16 protein-coding genes and 1 pseudogene are annotated in these 11583 nt (G+C 53.4%); all 17 read right to left on the bottom strand.

The window, feature by feature from the left end:
• Positions 1–92 precede the first annotated feature (92 nt).
• Positions 93–899, bottom strand: a complete 807-nt coding sequence (locus tag RMSM_RS37350; RefSeq protein WP_160168376.1) for an outer membrane protein assembly factor BamB family protein — start codon at positions 897–899, stop codon at positions 93–95.
• A 1771-nt stretch (positions 900–2670) separates the two neighbouring features.
• Positions 2671–3249, bottom strand: coding sequence for an adenylate kinase (locus tag RMSM_RS25585; RefSeq protein WP_008703493.1), 579 nt, complete (start codon positions 3247–3249; stop codon positions 2671–2673).
• 137 nt (positions 3250–3386) lie between these two features.
• Positions 3387–4787 carry a preprotein translocase subunit SecY gene (gene secY, locus RMSM_RS25590; RefSeq protein ID WP_008703495.1) on the bottom strand — a complete coding sequence of 467 codons (1401 nt, stop codon included), beginning with the start codon at positions 4785–4787 and terminating at the stop codon, positions 3387–3389.
• Between the two features lie 252 nt (positions 4788–5039).
• Positions 5040–5546 (bottom strand): 50S ribosomal protein L15, encoded by a 507-nt coding sequence (gene rplO / locus RMSM_RS25595; protein ID WP_040769395.1) that lies wholly within the window; start codon positions 5544–5546, stop codon positions 5040–5042.
• A 65-nt stretch (positions 5547–5611) separates the two neighbouring features.
• Positions 5612–6139 carry a 30S ribosomal protein S5 gene (rpsE, locus tag RMSM_RS25600; protein ID WP_040769396.1) on the bottom strand — a complete coding sequence of 176 codons (528 nt, stop codon included), beginning with the start codon at positions 6137–6139 and terminating at the stop codon, positions 5612–5614.
• A 45-nt stretch (positions 6140–6184) separates the two neighbouring features.
• Positions 6185–6553, bottom strand: coding sequence for a 50S ribosomal protein L18 (gene rplR / locus RMSM_RS25605; RefSeq protein ID WP_008703501.1), 369 nt, complete (start codon positions 6551–6553; stop codon positions 6185–6187).
• Positions 6554–6602: 49 nt separating this feature from the next.
• Positions 6603–7148: a 50S ribosomal protein L6 gene (rplF, locus tag RMSM_RS25610; protein WP_008703504.1), complete on the bottom strand. Its 546-nt coding sequence runs from the start codon at positions 7146–7148 to the stop codon at positions 6603–6605.
• A 128-nt stretch (positions 7149–7276) separates the two neighbouring features.
• Positions 7277–7675, bottom strand: a complete 399-nt coding sequence (gene rpsH / locus RMSM_RS25615; protein WP_008703506.1) for a 30S ribosomal protein S8 — start codon at positions 7673–7675, stop codon at positions 7277–7279.
• A gap of 22 nt (positions 7676–7697) precedes the next feature.
• Positions 7698–7883 carry a type Z 30S ribosomal protein S14 gene (locus RMSM_RS38900; RefSeq protein ID WP_081614327.1) on the bottom strand — a complete coding sequence of 62 codons (186 nt, stop codon included), beginning with the start codon at positions 7881–7883 and terminating at the stop codon, positions 7698–7700.
• An 86-nt stretch (positions 7884–7969) separates the two neighbouring features.
• A complete protein-coding gene (gene rplE, locus RMSM_RS25625) occupies positions 7970–8548 on the bottom strand; it encodes a 50S ribosomal protein L5 (RefSeq protein WP_008703509.1) in 579 nt (192 codons plus the stop codon).
• Between the two features lie 96 nt (positions 8549–8644).
• Entirely contained in the window at positions 8645–8992 is a 348-nt protein-coding gene (rplX, locus tag RMSM_RS25630) for a 50S ribosomal protein L24 (protein WP_008703511.1), read from the bottom strand.
• A gap of 110 nt (positions 8993–9102) precedes the next feature.
• Complete coding sequence (rplN, locus tag RMSM_RS25635; RefSeq protein WP_008703514.1) at positions 9103–9471, bottom strand: 50S ribosomal protein L14; 369 nt, start codon at positions 9469–9471, stop codon at positions 9103–9105.
• Between the two features lie 125 nt (positions 9472–9596).
• Positions 9597–9935 (bottom strand): 30S ribosomal protein S17, encoded by a 339-nt coding sequence (gene rpsQ, locus RMSM_RS25640; protein WP_008703516.1) that lies wholly within the window; start codon positions 9933–9935, stop codon positions 9597–9599.
• A 31-nt stretch (positions 9936–9966) separates the two neighbouring features.
• Positions 9967–10177: pseudogene (gene rpmC / locus RMSM_RS25645) on the bottom strand (50S ribosomal protein L29).
• A gap of 73 nt (positions 10178–10250) precedes the next feature.
• On the bottom strand, positions 10251–10667 hold the full coding sequence (gene rplP / locus RMSM_RS25650; RefSeq protein ID WP_040769397.1) for a 50S ribosomal protein L16: 417 nt from the start codon (positions 10665–10667) through the stop codon (positions 10251–10253).
• Positions 10606–11316 (bottom strand): 30S ribosomal protein S3, encoded by a 711-nt coding sequence (gene rpsC, locus RMSM_RS25655; RefSeq protein WP_008703522.1) that lies wholly within the window; start codon positions 11314–11316, stop codon positions 10606–10608. Before rpsC ends, rplP begins: the two co-directional genes overlap by 62 nt.
• Positions 11317–11410: 94 nt before the next feature.
• On the bottom strand, positions 11411–11548 hold the full coding sequence (locus RMSM_RS42995; protein ID WP_261340351.1) for a large ribosomal subunit protein uL22: 138 nt from the start codon (positions 11546–11548) through the stop codon (positions 11411–11413).
• Positions 11549–11583: the final 35 nt, after the last annotated feature.

An 11583-nucleotide genomic window follows, 5' to 3' on the forward strand; every position in this document is an offset into this window, starting at 1 on the left:
CAGTGTCATTCTACGGGTTCCTTGCTTCGCGAGCCTTCGCTAATAGTTCTAACGCTTCGTCACGCTGACCTCGCTGAATCAGAAGCTCTGCCTTATCGAATCAATGCCTGGATGTCTTCGGGGTTACGGTTGAGCGCTTGTTCAATTTTGGGTTCCAGTGACGCTTCACCATACGCCACGGCAATCGAAGTCGCCCCTTGCGACATCAGCTCGCCCTGGGCTGCGACAAGATTGCCTAGCTGGAACCGCAGCATGCGGCGACCCAGTACCGTGCCATCGTCGAGCGAGACCTTGATGATTTCATTCGATGAGGTGGGAAGCAGATAGAAGTCCTCGCCAAACACACCCCGGCCCGAAATCGTCTGACCTACCGACAGTAAATCTGAATTTGATGTCCATAGATTGTTTCCGGTTTTGACGTCGTAGGCGCTGATTTGGTTGGTCCCGACCAAAAAGAATTTGCCATCGCGAATGCCCGCCAAATACCGCATCGTGATTCGGTTTTTCTCTGGGAACAATGACTCGCCACTGATCACATCCAGTCCAATCAAGCGATCCGATTCGATCGGAGTGACCAACAACGATACTCCGGACGCGATCGGGGCTCCGTTGTGCCACCGCTGCATCAGAGGCACCGTTTCGACGCCGCGTCCCCGCCCGCTCATGCTGCGAGCAAATTCATCGTTGCGATTGAAAACGACGCCCCAGCGAAGCATGCGGTCCGCCAAATCGATTGCGACCATCGCTCCGGCTCCCGTCGGACAAATCAGAACGCCTTGATGAAACGTAGGTGTGGCGCCCGCGACGCGGCGAATCGGATCGGTTTCAATTCCTCCGGTTTCGACCGCAACGAGATGTTGACGCCAAAGTTCTTCGCCGGTTGCCGGTTCGAGACACACCACAAAATGTCGCCGGCGATTTCGACAATGGTGTAAAGACGTCCGTCTAGCGGCAGCGGTGGGCCCAGGAAGAACGCATCACTCAATGTCGATGCGGTGTCCTCGCCTTTGCCTAATCGCCACAGCAATTTGCCTTCGGTTGCCAAATCGAGCGCCACCAATGTGTTCGAACTGCTGTCCGTCGGTCGCGTGCCCCGCATTCCCATGATCGGACTGAACGAAGCCATCTCGACCTGGCCAAGATCGTCGACCATGAATACCCGCGTTCCATCACTGCTGATTTCGCCGTAGGGCAAATCGTTCCAAACTCGCTGTGTCAACAAGTCGGCAGCATCGTCTTCGCCCGGGATCGCATCAAAATCGATTTCGGTCGAGTGATGACTTTGCTGCGCCGAAAACCAAGGGTACATCCACACTCGTTTGCCGCTGAGATAGTCGACGCCGACAAGCCGCTCGGTGGTCCGCATCAACAATTGATTGCCGACCCGAATCGGCGTCCAACTCGGAGGAGGCAATTTGCCAGAAATTGACAAGCTGGACGCGATTTCACGTAACGTACGTCCTTGCCGAGGACTCGCGGTCGTATCGAGCATCCATCGTTCGTTCTCAAGCGGCATCTCGCCTTGACTGAGTTCGTTGCGATTCGGTTCGCCTCCGAAAATGGAGTAGTCCGCGTCGTTGCGATCGACCGTCTCGCCGGAGCGAAATCGTTGTTCAATCCAAGCCGCTAAATCGTCGCGTGCAGGAAGCGACTCCGATTTTCCATTGACCGTGATCGTGGAATTTTGCCATCCAATATCTGCCACGCCACGTCCCGAAATGTGGCAGGCGGCTGCGTAGAATAGCTTGACCGATTCCCCCAGACGCGACATTGCCGCGGGGACGTTGATAATATCATCAAGCAACAACGAAGCGGCCAGCGCGTGGCCAGCGTAGAATTCGCGTTTTGCCAACAATAACGACGCATCATAACCGGCATCGGTGTGAAAGTACTTGCGGCGAACCTCTGCCACGACGCGCCAATCCCGCGATGCCGCAGCGTCATCCAGCATCTTTCGTGCGAGCGGCCCATAACGTAGTTCGTACATTTCGCGTGCTTTGCTTGGCAAATTACCGACAATCTCACGCGCACGACGAAACAGACTTTCGGTGAACCGTTTTTTGTTCTCAGCTCCGTCGCTCGCATCGAGAAAGAAATCCTGGCCATTGAGCTCGCTATCGTCGATCGAGCGGACATCACGCTGAAGTAGATCTCCGAGCCGGACGACGGCGTCACTATAGTTTTCGTTCTCAATCGATCGCTCGGCTTCACGCAGTTGTTGCTGCATGTTCCGTGGCGCTTCGATGAAACGCCCTGACTGGGCACCGCCAATCGGGCGAAAGAATCCCTGTCCCCAAACATCCTCGCCGGCAACCGCGGCAAAAACGAGAGATAGGCATACAACGTGGTTACGGATTCGGTCCATATTGGTCAACGTGAGCACAGTGAGTCCTGTGAATAATGTTCCGCGACGCCTGCCCCAGGTGGGAATGGCGGCACCTTGTTCTCCCTACGCCGTATTGTACTGTAAACACGGTGGGGGATTGGGGCGCAGAGTACTGCGAGAAGTCTGCTGAGTCGCAAAAAGTAATGTGAACCGATCTAACGGCGTGACGCACCAGGGATACGATCGGCTTTCGCAGTGCGCCACTGGGGGGCTGCCCGGATGCAGCATTGAAACCATCCAACTTTAGATTGGGGCACTACCGCCACGGCATCCTTGACTCGCCCTTAGTCGTGCTTCGGTTTGGTCGCTTGGACGCACGAGCGGATTTGAGCGAAAACCTCGTCCGGCGATCGGGTGCCGTCGATGTGACGGACGATTCCCTGCCCCTTGTAGTAATCCAAGAGCGGCGCCGTTTGGGTAAAGAACACCCTCAGCCGTGCCGAGATGGTTTCCGCATTGTCATCTGCCCGATTCTCAATGCTCGCTCGCTTTAACAAACGTGACACCAACTCTTCCTGGCCGACACGCAGATCGAGTACCAAGTCGACGCGGTTGTTCTTCACCGCAAGCTGTTCATCAAGCATCTGTGCTTGATTTAGCGTGCGGGGAAATCCGTCAAACAAACAACCGCCGTGACAATCGCTCTCAAGCAATCGCTTGTTCACGATTCGCATGACCAGATAATCAGGAGCAAGCCGGCCCCCGTCGATATAGCCAGACACGATCCGGCCTAGCGCCGATTCCTTTCGAGTCCCTCGCAGCATTTCTCCGGTCGACAGATGCGGGATCTCAAGCATTTGCGTGAGTCGCTTGCACTGAGTTCCCTTTCCAGCGCCGGGCGGTCCGATAAAGACGATCCGCATCGCAATATGCTCTAGAAACGCGTTAACTCAACTGTAAAACGGCGACACGCTTTTTCCGTCACCGCAACATTCGGGCGACGGAGACCAGACGAACCCGAACCCGAGTTCGTCTGTGTCGAAGCATGCTCTGCAGCACACTATACCACTGGCGATACACCGCCACCGGCTCCTTCGAGCAGGCCACGATAGTTTCGCATCACCAAGTGCGAGTCGATCTTTTGAACCAAGTCAAATGCGACGCTGACCGCAATCAGCAATCCTGTACCACCGTAGAATCCAGCGATCGAGTAAGGCACGCCCAGCGAACCGTAAACAATCGTCGGAACAATCGCCACGATGGATAGGAACGCAGCACCCACATAGGTGATTCGCACCATTACTTTTTCGAGATAGTCGGTGGTTCGCTTGCCAGGTCGATAACCAGGAATAAACGTTCCACTGTCTCGCAGATTGTCCGACATCTCTTTTGGATTGAACGTGATCGCGGTCCAGAAGAAACAGAAGAAGAAGATCAGCGCGACATACAACAGGTTGAAGATGTACGACGTCTGGTCGCTCAAGGTCAAACTGAACAGGTTCATGACGTTAAAGACGCCTCCGCCACTTTCGAAGCGACCAGCCAAGAAACCAAACATCACGCCTGGGATCATCAGCAAGCTACTTGCGAAAATAATCGGCATTACGCCGGCTTGGTTGATTCGCAGCGGCAAGTGTTGGCGAGTTCCGCCGTAAACGCGGCGACCGCGGGTGAATTTGGCAGATTGTGTTGGGATTTTTCGTTGTCCAAGCGTGATGAAAACCACCCCGAAGACAACTCCGACAAACAACAACACCAACAAGATCAGTGTTTCGATACCCACTTGGCCGCGGCTCAAACCGGTCAGCTCGGTCTTCATATTGCGAATCAACTCGTACAAAGCTTTCGGCATCTGAGCCAAAATGCCCGCCATGATCAGCAAACTGATTCCGTTGCCGATCCCATATTCGTCAATCTGTTCGCCCAACCACATCAAGAACACGGTACCGCAGGTCATGACCAAGACAGCAACGACTTGCCATCCAAAATACAATCCTGTTGCATCGGCGTTTAAGAAGTTCGGGTTAATGTTGCCATAGCCGGTGCTACCGCCCGCCATCAGCATGAATTTGAGGTACATGTAGCTCTGGATCACACAAATGAACACCGTTAAGTAACGCGTGTATTCATTCAGTTTTTTGCGGCCCGCCTCACCTTCCTTCTTCAGCTCTTCGAGCGGTTTGTAGACGCTGCCGAGCAGTTGGAAAATAATCGATGCCGAAATGTAAGGCATGATCCCGAGACCGAAGATCGTCGCTTGACGAAGGTCGCTCGCGGCAAACACGCTGACTTTTTCGAAGAAGTCCGAAGCCGCCCCTCCCGCTGCATCGCCCATGTTGGTTGCGATCATCGGCAAGGGAATGTGGAACCCAATTCGATAGACCGCCAACAAGCCGATCGTGAGCAGAACCTTCTTGCGAAGCTCAGGAATCGAAAAAATGATTCGTAGTTTCTCAAACATACGTCTAGGTTTTCTCAGAGTGTGGGACAGGTCTTTGCGAAAAAGCCCGCCTAAATCCTAATGGCAACCTTTTCTTCAAAAAGGCCACCCCACGGTGTGAACGAAATGCAGTTCACAAACCACTATCGGCGGAGTCTACCGTTTACGCGGATTTCGAGCGATAGGGAAGTGAGTGGTCGTCCATGAAAAAAAGGGTGAATGCACGCATCCACCCCTTTTATCTAGTTTCGAATAACGGTTCCTGGTTACAGGTTACGCTTTCGCAGCGGCTTGCTTCTTCAAGTCGGCGACGCGTTCTTCCGGAGCACGCTTGGCGACCAATTTGTTGATCGTCCCGCCGGCTGCGGTGATTTTCTCTTCGGCCGACTTGCTAAAGCGGTGAGCCGAAACCGTCAATTTTTTGGTCAATTCGCCATCGCCAAGGATCTTGACTTCGTCAAAGGTGCCTTTTGCGATGTCCTTCTCCGCCATCAACTGCAATGTGACTTCGGTACCATCTTCGAACGTGTCGTTCAAACGGCCGACATTGACAGCAAACACCGAGGTCGCAAAGCGGTTGTTGAAACCACGCTTGGGAATTCGACGGAACATTGGCATCGCACCGCCCTGGAAGTTGGGCTTGCGGCTGTAACCGCTGCGGCTTTTGTGTCCCTTGTGGCCACGGCCGGATGTCTTGCCAGTACCACTACCAGGTCCGCGACCAATTCGTTTTCGGTTGCGGTGCTTGGTTATCCCGCGGTGCACGTCGTTAAGGTTCATGACGAAATCTAAATCAATTTCTTATGGTGATCGTTGTCTAAAGAGTCGGCGATATAGGGACCGGATTATACGGTCAATTCGTCGAGTTCTACGCCTCGAAGAGCCGCGATCTGCTCGCGAGTACGCAGCTTGGAAAGTGCGTCGATGGTCGCTTTGACCAACGTGACTGGATTGTTGGTTCCGTACGACTTTGTCAAAATGTCGTGGATGCCCGAGGCTTCGCATACCGCACGTACTGCTTGGCCGGCGATGATACCAGTACCTGCACCCGCGGGGATCAGCACGACCTTGGCAGCGCCGAATTGGCCCCAAACTTGATGAGGAATACTTCCTTCGACAAGCGGGACTTCGATCAAGCTGTTGCTTGCTTGCTTTTGTGCTTTTTGGACGCTTGGTGGAACTTCGTTGGCTTTGCCGTAGCCCCAACCAACTTTGCCTTTGCCGTCGCCGACAACGACCATCGCCGCAAAACTGAAACGTCGACCACCTTTCACAACGGCAGCACAACGCTTGATCTTGACGACGCGATCCAGCAAATCACCGAGATGATTTTCTTCGCCCGAATTACGCTTGTTTCGTGGTCCGTTACTAATCGTTCTGTCCTCAGGAAATGTTTCTTTATCTACTTAGATCAAACTTTAGAACTGCAGTCCAGCTTCACGAGCGGCAGCAGCAAATGCTTTCACACGTCCGTGATACTTGTTGTGACCGCGATCGAGTTTGACCGCTGTAACGCCAGCCGACGTTGCGCGTTCGGCAATCAATTTGCCGATCACCGCAGCCGCGTCGCTGTTTCCGCCATTGCTGACACTTTCGCGAACCGATTTGTCGCGGGTGCTTGCACTGACAATTGTCTTGCCCGCATCGTCGTCGACCAATTGGCAACTGAAATGCTTAAGCGATCGTTGAACGCATAGCCGAGGGTGATCCGCACTGCCACGCAATTTGTTGCGGACGTGTTGACGTCGACGTAGCCGTTTCTTCTGAAGCTTCTTGTTCTTGTCCATCGTTCTATTCGCTAGCTCTATGCCTAGTTTTATGTTTGACGCCGTTTGACTACTTCGTAGCCGACTTACCAGGCTTGATCTTGACGTACTCGCCTTGGTAACGCACACCCTTGCCCTTGTATGGTTCAGGCGTACGGCACGCTCGCACTTCGGCAGCAAATTGGCCGACGCTTTGCTTGTCACAACCTTGGATCACGATATGCGTTTGATCCGGGCAGGTGACTTGCAGATCACTTGGGATCTTGCGATGCAATTCGTTAGCATACCCGACACGCAACTGCAGCACATCGCCCTTGATTGCCGCCAAGTAACCGACACCTACGATCTCGAGTTTCTTTTCGTAACCTTGGGTCACGCCTTCGATCATGTTTCGGATGATCGCACGGGTCAGTCCGTGCAATTCACGCGACGTGCGTTCGTCATTGTCACGAGTGACAACCACTTCTTTGGCGTCTTCGTTGACGGTGACGGTGACTTCGTCGCGATGCTCGAACGTCAATTTGCCTTTGGGGCCTTCGACTTCGATGACGTTGCCGTTAACAGCGACTTTCGCGCCATTGACGATTTCAACCGGCTTTTTTCCGATACGGCTCATGGTTATGTCTTCGTTATCTGCGGTGATGTCTGCTACGAGATCAACACCGTCTGACTGCACAAATGGTAGGTTGGATTAACTTCGCGTCCGCACTAGGGATTCACATCCCTGGGCTGCGACGTGCGATGTTAGGATACTTCGCAAAGCACTTCGCCGCCGACCTTGTCGCGACGAGCTTCACGATCGCTAATTACGCCTTTACTGGAACTGATGATGCTAATGCCCATCCCTCCGAGTACCGGACGCAGTTCTTTGCTGTGGCTGTAAAGCCGGCGACCAGGCTTGCTGATTCGCTTGATCGATTGGATCACGCGTTCGCCGTTGGGGCCGTACTTCAGTTCTAGGCGAAGGGTAGGCGAAGGATTTTCTTCGTCCACTTCCTTCCAATCCCAGATGAATCCTTCGCGTTTGAGTACATCCGCAATCCCACGCTTAACGCGGCTTGTCGGGATGTCCACATACGGCTTCTCAACGCGTACCGCATTGCGAATTCGTGTCAGCATGTCGGCAATTGGGTCTGTCATCATAGTTCGTGTTCTCCCCTTTGAATTACCAACTGGCCTTGCGAACGCCTGGGATCAACCCAATGTTGGCGTTTTCGCGAAAACAGATTCTGCACAAACCAAACTTGCGATACACCGATCGAGGTCGACCGCAAAATTTGCAGCGATTCTCTTGTCGAGTGCTAAATTTTGGCTTTCGGGCGGCCTTCGCGATTTTTGATTTACTTGCCACGGGCGCTGGTTCCGTTGATTAATTCGGGGTCTTTGTTTTGATTCGTAATATTAGGTCGGCTGGTTCCAACTCGACGAAGCGTGACTCTAAGCCGCGTCTGTCTTTTTCTTCTTCTCGGCCTTGAACGGCATACCGAACTCGGCCAACAAGTCACGTGCTTCGTCATTCGTAGGTGCCGACGTGACGATCGTGATATTCATCCCTTGCGGACGAGTGAATTTGTCGGGGTTCAATTCCGCGAACACCAACTGCTCACTCAACCCGAGGGTGTAGTTTCCACGGCCGTCGAAGGCATTGCGATTGATTCCGCGAAAGTCACGGACTCGTGGCAACACGATCGAGATCAAACGATCGAGAAATTCATACATCCGTTGGCGACGCAACGTGACCATGCATCCGATCGGCATGCCTTCACGCAAACGGAACCCTGCGATGGACTTGCGAGCCAGCGTCAGCACAGGTTTTTGACCTGCGATTTCCGTCATGGCCTCGATTGCCAAATCGAGAACCTTCTTGTCGCCGGTTGCCGCACCAACACCCATGTTCAACGTGATCTTTTCGATACGTGGCACTTGGTGAGGGTTCGCGTAGCTATGTTTTTCGACCAACGCCTTGCGGACGGTCTCTTCATAGCGAACTTGCATTCGTGGTTTGGAATCAGCCATTTTGGCTCAGCTACATCTAATGTGTTGAACGGTTGTATTGTTTGCTTTGAAGTCACCGCACAGGGCGACTTCCAACGATCTGCGGTGTGACGAACACTACTTCGAAGCGTATTGTGCTCGTGCGGGAGCCACTTTGCCCAACGCGGCGCCACTCTTTTTGGCGTAACGTTCTTTGCTGCCGTCGGCCAAGTAGCGAACGCCAACACGGGTGGGAGCGCCGGTGGTCGGATCAATCAACATCACGTTGCTTGCCGAGATCGGCATCTCTTTGTTCAAACGCCCACCTTGTGGATTTTTTTGGCTGCGGCGAACGTGCTTCCAAACTCGGCCAGCACCTTCAACGACGACCTTATTTTCTTTACGATCGATCTTCAGGATCTTTCCTTTGTGCCCTTTGTCGGCACCCGCCGTCACCTGGACTTCATCATCAACGCGGAAAAACATGGCTAATCTGTACTGGGTTAAAAATTTGGATTGCTTAATCTACCGTGGTTTTCTAGAAAGCCAAGACTCCGATGGACGACACGGCCCTGAATCTGGCGACTTTCCCTTTGTTAAACCACTTCGTTCGCCAAACTAACAATCTTCATGAAGCTTCGGTCGCGAAGTTCGCGAGCCACCGCACCGAAAATACGAGTTCCGCGAGGCGCTTTGTCTTTATCGATCAACACAACGGCGTTGGAATCGAATTTGATGTAGCTGCCGTCGGGACGACGCGTTGGCGTTTTGGTGCGAACGATTACCGCACGTACAATCGCCTTTTTCTTGACTTCGCTGCCAGGAATCACGCTTTTGACGCTGCAGATAATCACATCACCGACACCAGCGAAACGGCGGCGTGTGCCTCCGAGTACTTTGATGCACATCACTTGTCGAGCACCGGTGTTGTCGGCGACTTCGAGACGGGATTCTTGTTGGATCATGATCTGTCGTGGCCAGAGGCCATTCCGCTACTAAACGAAAATTGTATGGGGGATGAACGGTCTTCGAACCGCTTGCCTGGGTCTCGAGCGTCGCTTCGTCAGGAAACGATTTTCGAATCGCACGCTTACGCCTTGTCCGGCTCACCTGCGTGAGACGCTTCCATGGCTTCCGCTTCGGCCGACGCCTTGCGAGCCGCACGAAGTGCAGCCAAGTCAACGTCGGTGCTCTTTTGCAGCACGCGTACTAAACGCCATCGCTTCAGCTTGCTAAGGGGTTCGGATTCGATGATCTCAACAAGATCGCCCGCACCCGATTCGTTGTTCTCGTCATGGACATGACATACTGTCCGACGACGAACGTACTTTTTGTACTTCGGGTGTTTGACGACACGATTGATCTCGACACGACGAGTCTTGCTCATCTTGTCGCTGGTCACGGTTCCGGAAACGACGCGCTTTGGCATAGGTCTTTAGTACCCGCTTGCAGACGGGAAATTAGGAGTTAGTTGTGTTCGCCTTGGACCGCTCAGTTTGGATCGTTTTGATCCGCGCGATCAGGCGTCGGTTTTTTCTTGATTTCGCTAGGAGTATTGAGGCGTTCCGATTGCGACTGGAACCGCAAACGAAACAGGGTCTCACCCGCTTCTTTTGCTGTCGCTTCCAGCTGATCGTCGCTCATCTCGCGAAGTTCGGTTGTCTTTGTCATAGCTTTGAAATGTCTTAGGTGTTAGCGAACTCATTGCGGCGACCATCGATCGGGTCGCCGCGTCTGACTCACATTAGGCAGTGCGTCGTTCGACAAACCGAACTTTGACCGGCAGTTTGCTCGCCAAACGTGCGAAACAAACCTTAGCCTGTTGTTCGGTAACACCACTGAGTTCGTATAAAATGGTTCCCGGCTTCACGACCGCGGCCCAGAAGTCTGGCTCCCCTTTACCTTTACCCATCCGAGTCTCCAGCGGTGTGCTGGTTACTGACTTGGTTGGGAAGATTCGGATGTAAAGCTTTCCTTCGCCGCGGACGTATTGCTGGGCAGCGATACGACCGGCTTCAATCGTCGTGGCCCGGATCCAACCCGCATCTAGCGATTGGATGCCGTAGTCACCGAAGACGACTGTGTTGCCGCGCGTCGCGTTACCTTTTATGCGACCTCTTTGGCTTTTTCGATGCTTGACCCGCTTGGGCATCAGCGCCATCGGATTCGTCTCCGTAAGTACCTTGATTAATCCAAACCTGAATCCCGATGTGCCCCTGTGGCGTCATCGCTTCAGTCGTTCCGTAGTCAATTTTTGCTTGCAGGGTGCTCAACGGAATCGAACCCGCAATTTGTTTCTCGCGGCGAGCCATTTCAGCTCCACCAAGCCGGCCTGCCAATTGGATCTTGATCCCCTTGGCTCCGGCATCCATCGTTTGCTCAAGCGATCGTTTCATCGTACGACGGAAACTGGATCGTTTGGCCAACTGTTGTGCGATGTCCTCGGCCACCAATTGAGCTTGCAGCTCGGGGCGACCAACTTCTTCGACTTTCAAGTTGATTCGGCGACCGATCAAGTTTTGCAGTTCGGCTTGCAGGATCTCAATTTCTTGACCCTTCTTGCCGATGATCAAACCTGGTCGGGCGACGTACAACATCACTCGTACTTCGTCTCGCGTTCGCTCGATCTCAATGCGATCGATGCCCGCGTTCTTGTATTGTGTCTTTTTGGGGTGCTTGGTGATGAATTCTCGCAATTTGCGATCTTCCACCAACAGGTCCGCAAAGTCTTGTTTCGACGCATACCAGCGGCTATTCCAGCTGCGAGTTACGCCTAGTCGAAACGCAATCGGGTTGACTTTTTGACCCATAACTTAGGACTCGTGTGTTCTTTCTAACGGGATTGGTGTGATTTCGCCGCTGCTGTCGCCCGGCGAAGCAATCGATTCGTCAAATTGGATCGGGTTAAACTTCGTCAATCGGCGTCAAGCCAACATGAATGTGGCTGCTTCGCTTCTTGATCATGAACGCGGTACCGCGAGCACGAGGTCGGATGCGTTTGAGCATCGGACCGCCGTCGATGCGGACGTCGGTCAGCACCAATTCTTCGATCCGATGACTGCGGCCATCGTTCTGGT

Origin of the sequence: Rhodopirellula maiorica SM1, assembly GCF_000346295.1 — a bacterium.
GTDB lineage: Bacteria > Planctomycetota > Planctomycetia > Pirellulales > Pirellulaceae > Novipirellula > Novipirellula maiorica.